Raw genomic sequence first — 18,808 nt, 5'->3', positions numbered from 1 at the left:
TGAGCCCTCGCCGTCAGCGCTCCCGCACCTTCACGATCCTCAGCTTCGGCGAGCGGAGGATGTCCTTCTCGCAGAACCGGGACGGCACCCACCGCTCGCCCGAGAACAGCACGGTCTGGTCGCTGTAGTGCGGCGACGCCGGATTCGACGACTGGGAGTACGTCAGCAGGGTGCGGGCCACCGGGCAGCGGCCGCCGTCCCAGCCGACCGCCTGGATGTGGCTGGACCCCGTCGAGACCTCCGTGTAGCCGCCGCCGGCCGGGTTCCACACCGGCTCGACCTTGTTCCACACGCCCAGCGCCTCCGTACCGCCGTGGACCGGGATGCGCTTGCCGTTGCGTACCACGAACTGGTGGGCACCGAGCGGGGCGTCGAGTGGGATGCCCGCGGCCCGCAGTTCGGCGACGGCGCCCGTCAGGGCCTTGGCGAAGCCGGGGGACGCGGTGTTGAGCGTGTTCGGCGTGTTCACCGGATCGGCCGCGGAGAACGGCACCTTCCACTGTTCGGCGAGCGGCAGCGTGGCGAAGCCGCGCCAGAAGCGGTCGAACAGCAGCGCGCCGCGGCTGTCCGTGTCGGCCCGGCGGTCCCACGCCGCGAGCGCCGCGCACGCAGCGGTGTCGCCGGGCAGTACGGCGGGGCAGGCCCGCGCGGCATCGGCGGCCGCCAGATCGGCTGCGGGCACCCGGTTGGCGAACTGCTGCCGCTGGAGGTCGGCCACGGTCAGCCCACGCCGCTCGGCCATCGCCGCCACGTCCTGGATCGCGCCCCGGGTGCGCAGCGAACGCGGCGTGGCGAGGTTCCCGAAGACCCGTTCGTAGCCGGTCAGCGGACGGTCGGCGTTGGCGAGCCAGGCGCTGTCGTTGGAGTTCTCCGCGTACGGGGCGTCCCGCAGCGTCGGCATCGTCGACGGTCCGAAGATCCCGGGCTGCACCGCGTCCTTGTCCGAGCCGAGCGCGCAGTCCGTCCGCGAACCGTCCAGCACGGCCACACCCGAGGCCGGATAGGTGACCTTGCCCAGCGGAGTGGAACAGCGCTGGGCGAGGTCGTCCGTGATCCGGGGCAGCACCTGGGACTGGGTGAACAGCGAGTGTCCCTGGGCGTCGGCGGCGATGGTGTTGATCCAGGGCAGGCCCTGCGTTCGCCGCAGGGCACGGACCATGTCGTCGGTCGAGCGGGCCTTGCCGAACGCGAGCGCGGTGTCGGACGCCCGCAGATTCGCGGCGTTGGGGTCGTTCAGCGCGTACGCGGTCGTCGCCGACCACGGCAGCGGCAGCGACGGAGCGAGCGAGGTGACGACCGGCCCGTACCGGGTCCACCACTGCGTGCGCGTCACGGGCTCCCCGCCCTTGACCCCCACGGTCACCGTCCGTTTCCGCATCCGCTCCGGACTGCCGTCCACCAGGTACGTCGTGGGATCGGCGGGGTCCAGGACGAGCTGGTGCAGATTGAGCGTGACGCCGGTCGCGACGGTGTGGCTCCAGGCCACCTTGTCGTTGAAGCCGATGTTGACGACAGCGGTGCCGAGCAGGGAGGCGCCGGAGACGTTCAGCTCGCCGGGGATGGTCTGCTGCGACTGCCAGAAGCGGCGGCCGCCCTGCCACGGGTAGTGCGGGTTGCCGAGCAGCAGACCGCGCCTGTTCGCGGTCGTGGCGCCGCTGAACGCGACGGCGTTGGAGCCCATGGCGGCGCTGTCGGGGGAGAAGAGGTCGCGCGCCGCCTTCGCCGTAGCCGCGGCATCGGGGGCGGCGACCGGCGCGGCGCCCGGGGGCCCGGCCGCGATGATGCCCTCGATGCCACGGCCCTGACCGCCGAGCACCGAGACCGCGAAGCCGCGCCTGGCCACGTCCAGCGTGCTGATGGGCCGTACCCAGTCGGCGCCGCGGCAGGCCGGATCGGTGATGCGGTTCTGCTTCAGCCAGGCGTTGTAGCCGGCCGCCCAGCCGCGCATCAGCTCCTTGACCTGACGTCCGGGGCCCGCGGGTGCCGGGGTGGCCAGCAGCTTCTCCACGGTGCGGGCGTCCCGCACACCGGCGAAGTAGAGGTCGCTGGAGAGGTTCTTCGTCGCGGACGACAGCGAGCCGTCCGGGGCCGCGTCGGGGCCGAAGTGACGGGAGCGCTCCCCGCGCACCGTCACGAAGCCGTCGGCGAGGACGCAGACCTGGTCGGCGGCCTGGGCCCAGCCGGTGCCGAAACCGAGATTCGCGTAGTCCTTGGCCGCGATGTGCGGAATGCCGTGCTCGGTGTAGCGGACGACGGCGGAGAGCCCGCCGCCGGAGGGGTGCCGGTCGTGCCGGTCTCCGGAATCGGCGACGGCCGCCGACGGCAGCGCGGCCGCCGCGGTCATGAGCGCGACACCGGCGAGTCCGAGGCGTCTCAGGCGGGTGCGGAAGAGCAACGTGCCTCCCAACAAGGTCAGTTCGAACTCCCGGCAAGGTCAGTTCGAAGCAGGATGGTCCATGCATTCAGTCGCGGCGCGAGGTGTCAACATCCCGTTCGGTATCCGCGGACTTGACCGTCCACCGGGCACCGCACAGGATCGCGCCATGACAGCTGTACGCAGCAACACCGTCGACTCCGTCCTGCGGAGCAGCGCCCGGCGCACCCCCGACCGCACGGCCGTGCACTACGCGGACCGGACCTGGAGCTACGCGGAACTCGACACCGCGGTCACCACGGCGGCGGCCGTCCTGACCGGCCACGGTCTGCGGCCGGGGGACCGGGTCGCCTCCTACGGCCACAACTCCGACGCGTACCTCATCGCCTTCCTGGCCTGCTCGCGGGCGGGTTTCGTGCACGTACCCGTCAACCAGAACCTCACCGGCGACGACCTGGCGTACATCATCGAGCAGTCGGGCAGCGCCCTGGTGCTGGCCGATCCCGACCTGGCGCCCCGGCTCCCGGACGGACCCGCCGTCAGGTCCCTGCGCGACGCCGACGACTCGCTGCTGGCCGAACTGTCCACACCGCGCGACTTCACGCCCCAGCGGGAGCCGGAGACGGAGGACCTGGTCCAGCTGCTGTACACCTCCGGCACCACCGCGCTGCCCAAGGGCGCGATGATGACCCACCGGGCGCTGTCCCACGAGTACGTCAGCGCGATCGCGGCCCTCGATCTCAACGAGAACGACCGGCCGGTGCACTCGCTGCCGCTGTACCACTCCGCCCAGATGCATGTGTTCCTGCTGCCCTACCTCGCGGTCGGCGCGGAGAACATCATCCTGGACGGACCGGACGCCACCGCGATCTTCGACCTGGTGGAGGCCGGACGCGCGACCAGCCTCTTCGCCCCGCCGACCGTGTGGATCGCGCTGGCGAACCACCCGGACTTCGCCACCCGCGACCTCGGCGGGCTGCGCAAGGCGTTCTACGGCGCCTCGATCATGCCGGTGCCGGTGCTCGAACGGCTCCGGGAACGCCTGCCCGAGCTCGGCTTCTTCAACTGCTTCGGCCAGAGCGAGATCGGCCCGCTGGCCACCGTCCTCGGCCCGGCCGAACACGAGGGACGGATGGACTCCTGCGGCCGCCCCGTGCTCTTCGTGGACGCGAAGGTGGTCGACGAGGACGGCAAGGACGTCCCCGACGGCACGGCGGGCGAGGTCGTCTACCGGTCCCCCCAGCTGTGCGAGGGCTACTGGGACAAGCCGGAGGAGACCGCCGAGGCGTTCCGCGACGGCTGGTTCCGCTCCGGGGACCTGGCCGTACGCGACGCCGAGGGCTACTTCACGGTCGTCGACCGGGTCAAGGACGTCATCAACTCCGGGGGAGTGCTGGTGGCTTCACGGCAGGTCGAGGACGCGCTCTACACCCACCCCGCCGTCGCGGAGACCGCGGTCATCGGCCTGCCGGACGACCGCTGGATCGAGGCGGTCACGGCGGTGGTGGTGACCCGCGACGAGGTCACGGAGACCGAACTCATCGACCACGCACGCGAGAAGCTCCCCCATTTCAAGGCCCCGAAGAAGGTCCTGTTCGTGGAGGAACTCCCGCGCAACGCGAGCGGAAAGATCCTCAAGCGGGAACTGCGGGACCGGTTTGCCGAGTAGGAAGGCCGCGCGCTCCCGCTGCCGGATCGCCGGTCACCCCTGCCGGCGCGTCCGTCACACCCACGGTGGCGGCCCCTGCGGGATCAGTTCGTGGACGTCCAGCAGCAGCGCCGCCTCGACGCCCAGTGCCGGACCGGCCGTCCTGGCCGCCCAGGTCAGGAACGGTCGCGGCTCGAAGCCGTTCGTTCCGAGGCCCTTGGTGTACTCCGCGTGGGCGGCGAGTGAGGCGATGCCCCTCTCCAGCGGATCACCCGTCACATCCACACCGTGCGTGGGTTCTGCGGCCCCGGCGAAGCACACGAGGCGCACCCCGCCCCACGGCTCCAGGCCCTCGTCGGCGAGCTCGGGGAAGATCCAGCGGTTGCCCGCGTCCCTCGCCGCGTCGAGCGCGGCGAGGCCCACCACCCGGTGGTCGGCCTGGTTGGTGATGCCGCCGACCATCCGCACGGTGAACGCGCCCGACACGATGACCTCGGGCCGGTGCCGGCGGATCGCCCGGACGATGTCGCGGCGCAGCGCCGGGCCGTATTCGACGACGCCGTCGCGGTGGTCGAGGAACTCCACGACGTCCACGCCGACGGCGCGGGCGCCCGCGCGCTCCTCCGCCTCGCGCAGCGTGCCCGCCTGATCGGGGTGCATCCCGTCGATGCCGGCCTCCCCGCGCGTGGCCAGGAGGTAGGTGAAGCTCTTGCCCTGCGCGGTCCAGCGCGCGACCGCCGAAGCCGCCCCGTATTCGATGTCGTCGGGGTGCGCCGCGATCGCCATGCCCCGCTGCCAGTCCTCGGGCAGCGGGGGCAGGGGCGCGGGTCCTGTGCCTGTGTCGCCGCCTGTGTCCTCGAAGGAGCTCATACGCTCATGATGGCCGTGCGGGCACCTCACGGCAGCCGCAAGGACAGAACCGGCAGCAAGCGGTCAGCGGAGGTCGACGATGCGCTTGATCTTGCCGACCGAGCGCTCCAGCGTCTCCGGATCCACGACGTCGACCGAGACCGACACCCCGATGCCGTCCTTCACGGCCGCGGCGATCGCCCGGCCCGCCTCCTCCCGCTGGTCGGGCGTCGCTCCGTTGCGGGCCTCGGCGCGGACGGTGAGCGCGTCCAGACGCCCGTCGCGGGTCAGCCGCAGCTGGAAGTGCGGAGCGACATGCGGTGTCCGCAGCACGATCTCCTCGATCTGGGTGGGGAAGAGGTTCACTCCACGGAGGATCACCATGTCGTCGCTGCGGCCGGTCACCTTCTCCATCCGGCGGAACACCCGGGCCGTGCCCGGCAGGAGCCGGGTCAGGTCCCGGGTCCGGTACCGGATCACGGGCATGGCCTCCTTGGTGAGCGAGGTGAAGACCAGCTCCCCGGGCTCGCCGTCCGGCAGCACCTCGCCGGTGAACGGGTCGACGACCTCCGGATAGAAGTGGTCCTCCCAGATGTGCAGGCCGTCCTTGGTCTCCACGCACTCCTGGGCCACGCCCGGCCCCATGACCTCGGAGAGCCCGTATATGTCGACGGCGTCGATGGCGAAGCGCTCCTCGATCTCCCGCCGCATCTCCTCGGTCCACGGCTCGGCGCCGAAGATCCCCACCTTCAGGGAGGTGGACCGCGGATCGACACCCTGCTTCTCGAACTCGTCGAGCAGCGTGAGCATGTAGGAGGGCGTCACCATGATGATCTCGGGGCGGAAGTCCTGGATCAGCTGCACCTGACGGGCGGTCATGCCGCCGGAGGCCGGGATGACGGTGCAGCCGAGGCGCTCGGCTCCGTAGTGCGCGCCGAGGCCGCCGGTGAACAGCCCGTATCCGTACGCCACATGGACCTTGTGACCGGGCCGGCCGCCGGCCGCGCGGATCGAGCGGGCCACCACATCGGCCCACGTGTCCAGGTCGCGCTCGGTGTAGCCGACGACGGTCGGACGGCCTGTGGTGCCGCTGGAGGCATGGATGCGCCGGACCTCGGACTGCTCGACCGCGAACATGCCGAACGGGTAGTTGTCCCGCAGATCGGTCTTGGCGGTGAAAGGGAAGCGGCCGAGATCGGCGAGGCTGTGGCAGTCCTCGGGACGCAGACCTGCCGTGTCGAACGAGCGGCGGTAGAAGTCCACATGGTCGTACGCATGACGCAGGGTCGCCCGCAGCCGTTCGAGCTGCAGCGCCTCGAGCTCCTCGCGGCTCAGCCGCTCCGCCGCGTCCAGCAGGTCCGTCATGCCGGATTCTCCCGTCCCAAATCGGACGACCGATCATTCGGTCGTGGTGCGTCGGGATCAGTAATTCAGCCCTGCGGCCAGGCGTCAAGGGATGTGGATGGCTCCTACGGACGGCACCGGGATTGTCTCCGGCGGTTCGTCACCGGGTGAAGTGGAGGGGTGCCTCCGGGGTGATCGCCGCCGGACGGGGGAGGATGCGGGAAGGAAGTTGAATCCCGCATGCATTTTGACGAAGGAGACCGCGATGCCGCAGCCCGAGGGTGCCGAACTGGAAGCCGTGCAGGCACGCCGGGAGCTGCTGAAGCAGCGGTATCTGCGCGCGCCGGAGGACCGGCCCCCGACGACGGTCCGCGGCATCCACCACGTGGCCTTCATCTGCCGCGATGTCGAGGAGACCATCCGCTTCTACCAGGAGTTCCTGGGCTTCCCGTTGGTGGAGATCGTGGAGAACCGCGACTACCGCGGCTCCACCCACTTCTTCTTCGACATCGGCCACGGGAATCTGCTGGGATTCTTCGACTTCCCCGGACACGGCCACCCGCCCATCGAGGAGACGATCGGCGGCGTACAGCATCTGGCGCTGTCCGTGGACGCGGAACGGTTCACCGCGGCACGCAAAAGCCTCGACGACGCGGGCGTCGAGTATCTCGGCCCGGACCGCGGGGTCGAGGACAGCCTCTACCTCCGGGACCCCAACGGCGTTCCCCTGGAGCTCTATCAGGAGCGGCTCGGCGTCTTCAACGGCGAGCAGATCCTGGGAGCGGACCCCTCCTGAGGCCTGTCCCGCCCTCGCGGCCTGCGAACAGGGCCTGTCCCAGGCCGTCCTCGCCTCGCGGGAGATGCCCGGCCCGAAGCGGGTAGCCGACCGGCATGGGTCAGATCCTCGTCGGTACGTGTTCGTGGACGGACAGTGCGCTGCTCGCCAGCGGCTGGTACCCGCCGGGCAGGCGGGACGCCGAAGGACGGTTGCGTCACTACGCGGAGCGGTTCCCCGTCGTCGAGGTCGACGCCACCTACTACGCCCTGCCCAGCGTCCGCAACAGCCTGCTGTGGGTGGACCGTACGCCCGAGGGCTTTCGGTTCGACGTGAAGGCTTTCTCCCTGCTCACCGGGCATCCGACGCGATCGAAGGCGCTGCCGTCCGACCTGCGCGACGCCTTCGCCCGGCGAGGGAGGCCGGGGCAGGGCGACGACGACCCGGGTCTGCTCGACGAGGTGTGGCGCCGCTTCAGCGAGGCGGTGCTGCCCCTGCGGGACGCGGGCCGCCTCGGGACGCTGCTCTTCCAGCTCCCGCCGTGGTTCGCCCCGGGCGCCACTGCGGAGGTCCTGCTCGACCGGTGTCGCAAGCGGACCGAGGGATGGCCGGTCGCGGTTGAGTTCCGGCATCCGGCGTGGTGGCAGGAGGACCGGTGCGTGGCCACCTCCGCGCTGCTGAGGGACCTCGGTCTCGCCTCGGTGAGCGTGGATGTCGCGCCGAACCTGCCGCTGTCGCTGCCTCCCGTCACGGAGGTCACCGCCGCCGGGCCGGCCGTGGTCCGCTTCCACGGACGCAACGCCGCGTGGGGTTCGGGCACCAAGGAGGAGCGGTTCCGCCACACCTATACGGACGGCGAGTTGACCGAGTGGCTGCCCCGGCTGACGGAGATGTCCCGGCGGGCCGAGCAGCTCCACGTCCTGTTCAACAACTGCTGCGGCGACGCGGCCGTGCGGGCCGCCGAGTCCATGGAGCGACTTCTCGCCGGGGCGTCCTGAAGGAAGCGCCCCGGCGAGGCATCCGTGTCCGGGCGCTCACTGCCCGGCGGCCTCCGTCGCCACCGTGCGCGCCCAGCGGTAGTCCGCCTTGCCGCTCGGCGAACGCTGGATCTCCTTCGCGATCACCAGCTGGCGCGGAATCTTGTAGCCGGCCAGCCGGGTGCGGCAGTGCGACTGGATCTCCTCCAGACCGGGCTCCGTCGCCCCCTGGCGCACCTGCACCACCGCGGCCACATGGTTGCCCCACGTGGCGTCCGGCACCCCGGCCACCAGCGCGTCGTACACATCGGGGTGGGACTTGAGCGCCTGCTCGACCTCTTCCGGATACACCTTCTCGCCACCGGTGTTGATGCACTGCGAGCCGCGGCCGAGGACGGTGACGATGCCTTCCTCGTCGACCGTCGCCATGTCGCCGAGCAGCACCCATCGCTCGTCGCCGCGCTGGAAGAAGGTCTCCGCGGTCTTCTTGGGGTCGTTGTAGTAGCCGAGGGGTACATGCCCGCGCTGGGCGATCCGGCCCGGCTCGCCCACCGCGACCGGTTCGTACGTCGCCGGGTCGACCACCTCCGTACGGGAGTTGACCCGCAACCGGAAGCCCTTCTCGGGGCCGGAGTCCTCCGTCGCGGTGCCGTTGAACCCGGATTCCGACGAACCGAAGTTGTTCAGCAGCATCACGTTCGGCGCGAGCGCGGAGAACTGCGCCCGTACCGTCTCCGACATGATCGCGCCGGACGAGGAGACGCTGAACAACGCGGACAGGTCGGTGCCCTTCAGGGGTCCGTTCAGTGCGTCGATCAGCGGCCGCAGCATCGCGTCGCCGACCAGGGACACGCTGGTGACCTTCTCCTTCTCGATCGTCCGGAGCACCTCCTCCGGCACGTACTTGCGGTGGACCACGATCCGCTGGCCGAAGTTGAAGCCGATGAACGCGGTGAGGGTGGACGTGCCGTGCATCAGCGGGGGAGTGGGGAAGAACGTGATCCCGTCACCGCCGGCGGCCACGCGCTCGGCGAGCTCCTCGGGGAAGGAGACCGGCTCGCCGGTCGGCGCACCACCGCCCAATCCAGAGAAGAACAGGTCCTCCTGACGCCACATCACCCCCTTGGGCATGCCGGTCGTGCCGCCGGTGTAGATGATGAACTGGTCGTCGGCGGAACGCTGTCCGAAGCCGCGCCCGGGTGACGCGCCGGCCGTCGCGTCGGCGAAGGACACGGCGTCCAGCGGCGGTGCGTCCTGCGGGGGTGTGCCCACGCGGACGAGATGCCGCAGCTTCTGTGTCTTCGGCAGCGCGGCCGCGACCCGCCGGGTGAACTCCGCGTCGAAGACCAGGGCCGCGAGGTCGGCGTCGCGGTAGAGGTAGACGAGTTCCTCTTCCACGTAGCGGTAGTTGACGTTGACCGGTACGACTCTCGCCTTGAGGCAGCCCAGCACGGTCTGCAGATACTCGATGCCGTTGTAGAGGTGCAGGCCGAGATGCTCGCCGGGTTCGATGCCCGCGCCGATCAGATGGTGGGCGACACGGTTGGCCGCGGCGTCGAGCTCCGCGTAGGTGAGCCTGCGCTCCGCGCCGGTGCCGGGGTGGTCGATGTACACAAGCGCCTCGCGGTCGGGGACCACGTCGACGACCGACTCGAACAGGTCGGCAAGGTTGTACTCCACCGTTCCTCCTGACCGCGGCGCATCCCCGGCGAACTCCGGCTCGGCGGTCATTAGAGCGCCGGGGGACACAACTGGGAAGGGGCGCCGCAGAAGAAATCTGACTGGGTGTCAGAAAACTATTGAACTGGGCCCCGGCCTACTGCAACCTGTTCCAGGTCGAGACGGGAGGTCCGCACATGGAAGAACGAGGTGGAACCGAGCACCTCACCGTGCGGCGCGAAGGCGCCACACTCGTGCTCACCCTGAACAGGCCGGCGGCGAAGAACGCCCTCTCGCTGCCGATGCTGGTAGGCCTCCACGACGGCTGGATCGAGGCCGACGAGGACGACTCCGTACGCTCCGTCGTGCTCACCGGCGCCGGCGGAGCCTTCTGCGCCGGCATGGACCTCAAGGCGCTCGCCGGCCGGGGGATGGACGGAGAGCAGTACCGCGACCGGATGAAGGCCGACCCGGATCTGCACTGGAAGGCCATGCTCCGTCATCACCGCCCCCGCAAACCGGTGATCGCCGCGGTCGAGGGCGCCTGCGTTGCCGGCGGCACCGAGATTCTTCAGGGCACCGACATCAGGGTCGCGGGCCGCAGCGCCACCTTCGGACTGTTCGAGGTGAAGCGGGGACTGTTCCCCATCGGCGGCTCGACCGTACGGCTCCAGCGCCAGATCCCGCGCACCCACGCCCTGGAGATGCTGCTGACCGGCCGGCCCTACAGCGCCGAGGAGGCGCGGGACATCGGGCTCATCGGCCACGTCGTCCCCGACGGGACGGCACTCGACAAGGCCCTCGCCGTCGCCGAGCAGATCAACGCCTGCGGTCCGCTCGCCGTCGAGGCGGTGAAGGCATCCGTCTACGAGACCGCCGAGATGACCGAGACCGAAGGACTCGCCGCCGAACTCAAACGCGGCTGGCCGGTCTTCGACACCGAGGACGCCAAGGAAGGCGCCCGTGCCTTCGCCGAGAAGCGCGACCCCGTCTACCGCCGCGCCTGACCCGAGGGAGAGACCCCGGATGCCCGAGCTGCTGAGCGCCCCGCTGGTCGTCGAGTTCCCCTTCACCCGCTCACTCGGCCCCGTACAGAGCGCCTTTCTCACCGGACTGCGCGAGCGGACGGTCCTCGGCGTACGGACGGAGGACGGCCGGGTGCTCGTACCGCCCGTCGAGTACGACCCGGTCACCGCGGAGGAGATCCGTGACCTGGTCGAGGTCGGCTCCTGCGGGACCGTCACCACGTGGGCCTGGAACCCGGCCCCGCGACGCGGTCAGCCCCTAAGCGAGCCGTTCGCCTGGGTGCTGGTGCGGCTCGACGGCGCCGACACCTCCCTCCTGCACGCCCTCGACGCACCCGGGCCCGAGGCCGTCCGCACCGGGATGCGGGTGCGCGTCCGCTGGGCCGGGGAACGGACCGGCGCGATCACCGACATCGCCTGCTTCGAGCCGTACGACGGCGAGCCCGAGGTCCACGGGACGGAGCACGACGGGCAGTTCGACGACGCCGTCACCGGCATCGTGGCGCCCGCCCGGCTCGACTACGTCTATTCGCCCGGCCGCGCCCAGACCGCGCACATCGCCGCGCTGGCCGACCACCGGACCGTCGGTGAGCGCTGCCCCTCCTGCCACAAGGTCTATGTGCCGCCCCGGGGCGCCTGCCCCACCTGCGGCGTCGCCACCACGGACCGCGTCGAGGTCGGTCCGCGCGGCACGGTCACCACCTACTGCATCGTCAACATCAAGGCCAAGAACCTCGACATCGAGGTCCCGTACGTCTACGCCCACATCGCCCTGGACGGCGCCGACCTCGCCCTGCACGGGCGGATCGCGGGGATGCCCTACGACCAGGTGCGGATGGGTCTGCGGGTGGAGCCGGTGTGGAAACCGGGCGGCCGCCACCCCGACCACTACCGCCCCACCGGCGAACCCGACGCCGACTACGACACCTACAAGGAGCTGCTGTGACGCACGACGTGGCGATCGTCGCCTTCGCGCAGACGGACCACCGGCGCCGCAGCGACGACCTCTCCGAGGTCGAGATGCTGATGCCGGTCCTCCACGAGGTCCTCGCGCACACCGGCCTGAAGACCGGCGACATCGGCTTCACCTGCTCGGGCTCCTCCGACTATCTCGCCGGACGGGCCTTCTCCTTCACCATGGCCCTCGACGGCGTCGGTGCGTGGCCGCCGATCTCCGAGTCCCATGTGGAGATGGACGGCGCCTGGGCGCTGTACGAAGCCTGGGTCAAGATCCTCACCGGTGAGGCCGACACCGCACTCGTCTACTCCTACGGCAAGTCGTCCCCCGGCCAGGTGCGGGACGTCCTCACCCGCCAGCTCGACCCCTACTACCTGGCCCCGCTCTGGCCCGACTCGGTGGCGCTCGCCGCACTCCAGGCGCAGGCGCTGATCGATGCCGGAAGCGTGGACGAGCCGGAGCTGGCCGCCGTCGCCGCCCGCAACCGCGACGACGCCCGGACCAACCCGCACGCCCAGCTCAGCGGATCGGTTCCGCAGGGCGAGTACATCGTCCAGCCGCTGCGGGCCGGGGACTGTTCCCCGATCGGGGACGGCGCCGCCGCCGTGATCCTCGCCGCCGGGGACCGCGCCCGTGATCTGTGCGAACGACCCGCCTGGATCCGGGGGATGGACCACCGGATCGAGGCCCACAGTCTCGGTGTACGCGATCTGACCGACTCGCCCTCCACCCGGCTCGCCGCACAGCGCGCCGGAGTCTTCGAGCGGCCTGTCGACACCGCCGAACTCCACGCGCCGTTCAGCTCCCAGGAAGTCGTCCTGCGGCGAGCTCTCGACCTCGACGACAGCGTGAGGGTCAACCCGTCCGGCGGAGCGCTGGCCGCCAATCCGGTCATGGCGACCGGCCTCGTCCGGCTGGGCGAGGCCGCCGCCCGTATCCATCGCGGCGAGTCCGACCGGGCACTCGCCCACGCCACCTCCGGCCCCTGCCTTCAGCAGAACCTGGTCGCCGTCCTGGAAGGGGAGGACCGTGCCTGACACCGCCCGAGGCAAGGAACCCGTCGCCGTCGTCGGCGTGGGCCAGACCAAACACGTCGCCGCCCGCCGGGACGTCTCCATCGCCGGCCTGGTACGCGAAGCCGCCCGCAGAGCACTCGACGACGCCGAGCTGACCTGGGCGGACATCGACGCCGTGGTGATCGGCAAGGCCCCCGACTTCTTCGAGGGCGTCATGATGCCGGAGCTCTACCTCGCCGACGCGCTCGGCGCCGTCGGCAAACCGATGCTGCGGGTGCACACCGCGGGCTCGGTCGGCGGCTCCACCGCCCTCGTCGCCTCCAACCTGGTGGCCTCCCGGGTACACGGCACGGTCCTCACCCTCGCCTTCGAGAAGCAGTCCGAGTCGAACGCCATGTGGGGCCTGTCCCTGCCGGTCCCCTTCCAGCAGCCCCTGCTCGCCGGCGCCGGCGGCTTCTTCGCCCCGCACGTACGCGCCTACATGCGGCGCACCGGAGCCCCCGACACGGTCGGCTCCCTGGTCGCCTACAAGGACCGCCGCAACGCGCTGAAGAACCCGTACGCCCATCTCCACGAGCACGACATCACGCTGGAGAAGGTCCAGGCCTCCCCGATGCTGTGGGACCCGATCCGCTACTCCGAGACCTGTCCCTCCTCCGACGGCGCCTGCGCGATGATCCTCACCGACCGGGCCGGGGCCTCGCGCGCACCGAACGCGCCCGCCTGGGTGCACGGCGGTGCGATGCGCAGCGAACCGACGATGTTCGCCGGCAAGGACTTCGTCTCGCCGCAGGCCGGCAAGGACTGCGCCGCCGATGTCTACCGGCAGGCCGGCGTCACCGACCCGCGCCGGGAGATCGACGCCGTCGAGATGTACGTCCCCTTCTCCTGGTACGAACCGATGTGGCTGGAGAACCTGGGCTTCGCCGCCGAGGGCGAGGGCTGGAAACTCACCGAGTCCGGCGTCACCGAACTCGACGGGGACTTGCCTGTGAACCCGTCGGGCGGAGTGCTGTCGACCAATCCCATCGGCGCCTCCGGCATGATCCGCTTCGCCGAAGCCGCACTTCAGGTACGCGGCCGGGCGGGCGAGCACCAGGTCGAAGGAGCTCGCAGAGCCCTCGGGCACGCGTATGGCGGAGGGTCGCAGTTCTTCTCGATGTGGCTCGTCGGCGCGGAGCCGCCCCGCACCTGACGCGTCCTTCCGTCCCCGGTGGCTCCCGGCCTTCTTCCGCGGCCTGTCGGTGACCGGGGACGATCGCTAGTCTGAGGCCGGAGACGATGCGGGAGGAGCACGGACGTGGCCGAGAGCACGACCACCACGCAGATGTTTTCGGGCTGGGACAAGCCTGAACTCGACCTCACCAACGCCGACTGGCAGTCCGGCAGTCAGGGAACGGGGGATGTCCAGATCGCCTTCGTGGAGGGCTTCATCGCGATGCGCAACGGCGGACGGCCGGAGAGCCCGTCCCTGATCTTCACACCGGCGGAATGGCGAGCCTTCGTGCTGAACGCCCGCGGTGGGGAGTTCGACCTCACCTGACGGCTCGCGCTGTCCCTTCCCCCTCCCGCCCGCCCTCGATCCCGGTCGATGTGGCCGCGACGGTCCGACCGCTGCGGCCACCGAAGCGATGCCGCGTGGACCCCTCGGGGCGCGTGTCGATGCGGGACGGGGCCGGGGGAGGCGCCTGCCCCGGTCATCCGCGCGGGCCGTGAACCCCGTCCGCCTGCTTGCCATCCGCGGGCTGCGGTGCGGGCGACCGATCCTGCCGCCGTGCGCGCGCCTCAGGTCCCGTACGGCCCGTCCGCACCACGCGTCCCGCGCCTCAGGTCCCGTACGGCCCGTCCGCACCACGCGTCCCGCGCCTCAGGTCCCGTACGGCCCGTCCGCACCACGCGTCCCGCACGGCCCGTCCGCACCGCGCGTCCCTCGCGCACTCGTGCGGCACCCCGCCGACGGCCCGACTCGTACACCCGTACGTGCCTACACGTGTGAGTGAACGCTGCGCGGACTTCTCCCGTATGACTCTGCATGCCCCGCACGCCGGGGTGCGCAGCGTCCCGCGAGGATTCCGTTCCAACAGCGTGAGGATCAGCCATGAATGACGCCATCAACCCGTCTCTCCAAGCCCTCCCTGACGGGGAGGCCGAACTCCGCCTGGTGGTCCGTCTGCAATGGGAGGACGTCGCCGCGCTGGGTCAGGAAGCGGGTCGGCTGTCAGCCCAGATGCAGCGCCCCGTGAGCCTCGACGAGGCCGTCGGCCACCGGCTCCGCTCGCGGACGACCGCGAGCCATGCCAGGCCCGCGGCAGCGCAGCAGACCGCGCCGTCGTCCGTCTCCTCGCTCACCGGACGATCACCCGGCGAACACGCACGGCAGGCGATAGAGAAGATCAACGGAACCGCCGGCCCCGGAATGAGCCCGACCCAGACCTCCGCCTAGGACTTCGCGGTCCTGCGCCCACGGCGGCCGCACCTCACCAGGCAGACCCCGGCCCACCGCACGCGGTCGTATACATGTGCGGCGGGCCGGGCCGCAGAACTCCCCACGTACCGACAACTCCCTTTCCGGACGCCCACGTTTCGCAAGGACAGGTCCCTGAGAGCGCGCGCGGGCGTACGCTGAGGTGCCTCAAGGACGTGTGCCGGCGGCCCCTTCACCGCGCCGGGAGCACGCCCGGCCGTGGGGGTTACAGATGACGCGACGTGCCGGCGGAACGAGACGCCGACTCTTCGAGCGTGAGGCCGAACTGGCCGCCGTCGACGAAGCTCTCGATGAGCTCACCGGCTTCCGGACGGACGACCTCGACCCGCCCGAGCGGCCGCGCGGCGCGCTGCTCGCCTTCGCCGGCCCCGCGGGTCTCGGCAAGACGACGCTGCTCAACGAGGTGCGCCGACGGGCGGCCGCAAAGAGCTGCACCGTTCTCTCGGCACGCGGCGGCGAGCAGGAGCAGCAGGTCGCCTTCCACGTCGCCCGCCAGCTGATCCAGCCCCAGCTGGCCGGCACCTCCGAGGCCACCCTGCGCATGCAACTGGGCAGTTGGTACGCCATCGTGGGCCCGGCGCTCGGACTGTGCACCGCGGACGCGGGCGCCCCGCCCGACCCGCAGGGCCTGCGCGACGGGCTCGACTGGGTCCTCACCCACCTCGCCGTGCAGCGCGCCCCGCTCGTCCTGGTCCTCGACGACGCCCACTGGGCCGACCCGGAGTCGCTGCGCTGGCTCGCCGCGTACGCGCCGCGCGCCGAAGAACTGCCGATGCTGCTCGTCGTCGCCTACCGCCCCGACGAACTCCCCGACCATGCCCAGCAGTTCCGGGGGATCACCGGGCGGGCCGGACAACGCCCCATCGACCTCGCACCGCTGACCGCCCCGGCCGTGGGCAGTCTCGTACGCGACCGGCTCGGCGCGCATGCCGACGAGGCGTTCTGCCGCGAATGCTGGGCCGTCACCGCGGGCAACCCCTTCGAGGCCGTCGAACTCACCGCCAAGGTCAGCGACCGCGGCATCGAACCCCTCGAAGCCGGCGCCCACCTGCTGCGCGACCTCGCCGCCGCGGTCAAGGGAAGCGGTCTCGTCTCCCGGCTGGAGCGGCTCGGCACCTCCACCGTCCGCTTCGCCTGGGCCGGAGCCGTCCTCGGTACCGAGATCCAGCCGTCGCTCGCCGCTTCCGTCGCCGGGCTCGGCAGCGAGGCGGCGGCCGACGCCGCGGACCGGCTGCGCGACGCCCGTATCCTCACCGGCTCCGACACCCTCGAATTCGTCCACCCGCTGATCGCCACCGCCGTATACCGGGCCATTCCCGATGCCGTGCGCGTCGCGCTGCACGGCCTGGCCGCCTGGGCGGTCGTCGACGCCGGGCTCGGCTCGACCGCCGCCGCCCGCCACTTGATGGAGGCCCATCCCGACGGCGATCCCTGGGTCGTCCAGCATCTGCGCCGGGCGGCGGGAGAGACCCTGCGCGCAGGTGCCCCGGACGCAGCCCGCCGCTTCCTCGCCCGCGCACTGCGCGAGCCGCCGGCCTTCGACGACCGGGCCGCCGTCCTGTACGAACTGGGCTGCGCCTCCCTGCTCACGGAACCCGCCACCACGGTCAACCATCTGCGGGCCGCACTCGAAGAACCCATCACCGACCCCGCCCTGCGCCAGGCCATCGTCTACCGCCTCTCCCAGGTCCTCGCCCACTCCGACCGCCTCGCCGAAGCCTGTGACACGCTCGCGCGCGAGACCCGGCGCTCGACCGACCCGCGGACCCGGCTGCGGATGCAGTCCGAGAAGTTCATGTGGGACGCCTTCCGCGCGGACGAGCCCGACTCCCCGGCCCGCTCCCGGCGGCTGGCCCGCCTCGCCGACCGCCTCCCCGGCACCGATCTCACCGAGCGGTACATCATCGGGCTGCGCGCCTGGGACGCCACGCTGCGTGCCGAACCCGCCTCCGTCGCGCTCCACCACGCCGAACGCGCTCTGGAGGGCGGCCTGAGCTGGGCGGTCGAGGACCGCGGCTTCGAAGTCCCGGTGCTCGTCGCGCTCGCGTTCCTCTACGCGGACCGGCCCGGCCGGGCCGAGGAACTGTTCGCGGCAGGTACGGCGGAGTTCGAGCGCCAGGGCTGGCGCGGCGCCCACCTCTCCTTCGCCTACACCCTGCTGGCGTACATCCGCTACCGGCGCGGGCGGCTCGCCGAGGCCGAGGACTTCGTCCGGGCGGGACTGCGTCTCGCCGAGCGTGTCGGTCCCCGCACCCCGGCCGCGTGGTACGCCGTCGGCACCCTCATCGAGGTACTGCTGGCCCGCGGCCGCACCGACGAGGCAATCACCGTCGCGCAGGACCACGGCTTCGGCGAGCCCTTCCCCGCGGCCGTCACCTTCCCCGACTCGCAGTCCGTCTACGGCGAACTGCTGCTCGCCAGGGGCCGGACCAAGGAGGCGGCCGTCGAGCTGGCCGCCGTGGGCCGCCGGCTCGACCCGCGCGGTATGCGCAACCCCGCCTGGTGCCCCTGGCAGCTCCATCTCGCCCTCGCCGAGGCCCACGACGCACCGGAGAGAGCGCGGACCATCGCCCTCGACGCCGTCCAGCGTGCCCGCCGGTACGCCACCGCCTCCGGGATCGGGCAGGCACTGCGGGTCGCCGCCGAGGTGTGCGACGGCAGCGAGCGCACCGCCTTCCTGCGGGAAGCCGTCACCTGCCTCGAACGCTCACCGGCCGCGTACGAACTGGCCCGCGCCCTCGTCGGCCTCGGCACGCATCTGCGCCGCACCGGCCACCCGAAGGAGGCCGCGGAGTATCTCTACCGAGGGCTGGAGGCCGCCGGCCAGTGCGACGCCGACGGGCTCGCGGACACCGCCCGCGACGAGCTCGCCGCGGCGGGGCTGCGCCCCCGACGGCTGCGCGCCATCGAGACGGACGCCCTCACCACCCGGGAGCGGACCGCGGCCCTGCTGACCGTGAAGGGGGACGACGCGGCCGCCGTGGCCGCCGCCCTGCACCTCGACGAACCCGCCGTGATCAAGCTGCTCTCGGCCGTCTACCGCAAGGTCGGCACCGACGAGGCGGGACTCGCCACGGCACTCGGCGAGGACACCGAGGAGGCGACGGTCGGCGGGCGCGGAAGGTGACCGAACAGTAGCCCGAAGGCACCCGGCCCCGGCTCTGGCGCACCCTTGCGGACACGTACCATGGCGGTATGTCCTTCCTCCGCCGCCGCAGCGCCGCCACTCCCGCGGGTCCGGACTTCGACGTCCTGGCCATGGACCCGGGAGACTGGCCCGGCAACCTCGGCGCGGGCCTCCTTCCCGCTCCCGACGGTTCCTGTCAGGGAGTCTTTCTGCGGTACGACCTGTTCGGCGGCCGCGGCCCGGCGATGATCATCGGCAACCTCCCGGAGGGCTCGCCCGCCCGCGAGGTCGACGAGGGACAGGTCCCCTTCGAGGTGGCGCAGCTGCTGCTGGCCCTGGAGAACGAGGAGCCCGTCGAGGTCGTCGAGACGGAGGACCTGCCGGTGATGCAGGGGGACAATCTGCTGATCGTCCGCCGGCTCAAGCTCTCCGAGAGCCGTATCTCCTGCGTCCAGTTCGACCGCAGCGACAATGTGCTGGTCACCATCGCCAGCTGGGACCGTCCGATCACGGACGACCTGTACGCGCTGCTCAAGCCGCTGCCCGCGGAACTCTTCCAGCAGGGCTGACC

15 protein-coding genes are annotated in these 18,808 nt (G+C 71.4%); 11 read left to right on the top strand and 4 right to left on the bottom strand.

Features of this window, described 5'->3' with window-relative positions; translation table 11 throughout:
* Nucleotides 1-13: 13 nt before the first annotated feature.
* The gene (locus OHA05_RS02740; protein ID WP_328863323.1) at nt 14-2,344 is read right to left on the bottom strand and encodes a penicillin acylase family protein; all 2,331 of its coding nucleotides are present in this window, start codon (nt 2,342-2,344) and stop codon (nt 14-16) included.
* Nucleotides 2,345-2,543: 199 nt separating this feature from the next.
* Between OHA05_RS02740 and OHA05_RS02735 the strand changes: the two genes are divergently transcribed.
* Nucleotides 2,544-4,043, top strand: coding sequence for an acyl-CoA synthetase (locus tag OHA05_RS02735; RefSeq protein WP_328859673.1), 1,500 nt, complete (start codon nt 2,544-2,546; stop codon nt 4,041-4,043).
* 54 nt (nt 4,044-4,097) lie between these two features.
* On the opposite strand, the gene OHA05_RS02730 is transcribed toward OHA05_RS02735, so the two are convergent.
* Both OHA05_RS02730 and paaK read right to left on the bottom strand, forming a co-directional pair.
* A complete protein-coding gene (locus OHA05_RS02730) occupies nt 4,098-4,892 on the bottom strand; it encodes a PIG-L deacetylase family protein (RefSeq protein WP_313948043.1) in 795 nt (264 codons plus the stop codon).
* 63 nt (nt 4,893-4,955) lie between these two features.
* The gene (gene paaK / locus OHA05_RS02725) at nt 4,956-6,236 is read right to left on the bottom strand and encodes a phenylacetate--CoA ligase PaaK (RefSeq protein WP_328859672.1); all 1,281 of its coding nucleotides are present in this window, start codon (nt 6,234-6,236) and stop codon (nt 4,956-4,958) included.
* 244 nt (nt 6,237-6,480) lie between these two features.
* Here paaK and OHA05_RS02720 point away from each other — a divergent pair, with 244 nt between their 5' ends.
* Nucleotides 6,481-7,011: a VOC family protein gene (locus tag OHA05_RS02720; RefSeq protein ID WP_313948045.1), complete on the top strand. Its 531-nt coding sequence runs from the start codon at nt 6,481-6,483 to the stop codon at nt 7,009-7,011.
* Between the two features lie 95 nt (nt 7,012-7,106).
* Nucleotides 7,107-7,988 carry a DUF72 domain-containing protein gene (locus OHA05_RS02715; protein WP_328859671.1) on the top strand — a complete coding sequence of 294 codons (882 nt, stop codon included), beginning with the start codon at nt 7,107-7,109 and terminating at the stop codon, nt 7,986-7,988.
* A gap of 36 nt (nt 7,989-8,024) precedes the next feature.
* Here the strand turns inward: OHA05_RS02715 and OHA05_RS02710 are convergent, their stop codons facing one another.
* A complete protein-coding gene (locus OHA05_RS02710) occupies nt 8,025-9,647 on the bottom strand; it encodes an acyl-CoA synthetase (RefSeq protein WP_328859670.1) in 1,623 nt (540 codons plus the stop codon).
* 176 nt (nt 9,648-9,823) lie between these two features.
* Between OHA05_RS02710 and OHA05_RS02705 the strand changes: the two genes are divergently transcribed.
* The 8 genes from OHA05_RS02705 to OHA05_RS02670 all read left to right on the top strand — a co-directional run bounded on the left by OHA05_RS02705 (nt 9,824) and on the right by OHA05_RS02670 (nt 18,806).
* Complete coding sequence (locus OHA05_RS02705; protein ID WP_328859669.1) at nt 9,824-10,633, top strand: crotonase/enoyl-CoA hydratase family protein; 810 nt, start codon at nt 9,824-9,826, stop codon at nt 10,631-10,633.
* 19 nt (nt 10,634-10,652) lie between these two features.
* Nucleotides 10,653-11,597 carry a Zn-ribbon domain-containing OB-fold protein gene (locus tag OHA05_RS02700; RefSeq protein WP_313948049.1) on the top strand — a complete coding sequence of 315 codons (945 nt, stop codon included), beginning with the start codon at nt 10,653-10,655 and terminating at the stop codon, nt 11,595-11,597.
* Complete coding sequence (locus OHA05_RS02695) at nt 11,594-12,646, top strand: thiolase domain-containing protein (protein ID WP_328859668.1); 1,053 nt, start codon at nt 11,594-11,596, stop codon at nt 12,644-12,646. Before OHA05_RS02700 ends, OHA05_RS02695 begins: the two co-directional genes overlap by 4 nt.
* Complete coding sequence (locus tag OHA05_RS02690; RefSeq protein WP_328859667.1) at nt 12,639-13,820, top strand: thiolase domain-containing protein; 1,182 nt, start codon at nt 12,639-12,641, stop codon at nt 13,818-13,820. Before OHA05_RS02695 ends, OHA05_RS02690 begins: the two co-directional genes overlap by 8 nt.
* 132 nt (nt 13,821-13,952) lie before the next feature.
* The gene (locus OHA05_RS02685) at nt 13,953-14,168 is read left to right on the top strand and encodes a DUF397 domain-containing protein (protein ID WP_383240041.1); all 216 of its coding nucleotides are present in this window, start codon (nt 13,953-13,955) and stop codon (nt 14,166-14,168) included.
* A gap of 555 nt (nt 14,169-14,723) precedes the next feature.
* Complete coding sequence (locus OHA05_RS02680) at nt 14,724-15,068, top strand: hypothetical protein (protein ID WP_313948053.1); 345 nt, start codon at nt 14,724-14,726, stop codon at nt 15,066-15,068.
* A 253-nt stretch (nt 15,069-15,321) separates the two neighbouring features.
* Complete coding sequence (locus tag OHA05_RS02675) at nt 15,322-18,237, top strand: ATP-binding protein (RefSeq protein WP_328859666.1); 2,916 nt, start codon at nt 15,322-15,324, stop codon at nt 18,235-18,237.
* Between the two features lie 68 nt (nt 18,238-18,305).
* Nucleotides 18,306-18,806 carry a hypothetical protein gene (locus OHA05_RS02670; protein ID WP_313948055.1) on the top strand — a complete coding sequence of 167 codons (501 nt, stop codon included), beginning with the start codon at nt 18,306-18,308 and terminating at the stop codon, nt 18,804-18,806.
* The last annotated feature ends 2 nt before the right edge of the window (nt 18,807-18,808 follow it).

It is taken from the genome of Streptomyces sp. NBC_00306 (assembly GCF_036169555.1).
In the GTDB taxonomy this organism is placed as follows: domain Bacteria; phylum Actinomycetota; class Actinomycetes; order Streptomycetales; family Streptomycetaceae; genus Streptomyces; species Streptomyces achmelvichensis.
The sequence above is the reverse complement of the archived record's forward strand: the minus strand, read 5'-3'. Positions and strand labels throughout refer to the sequence as shown.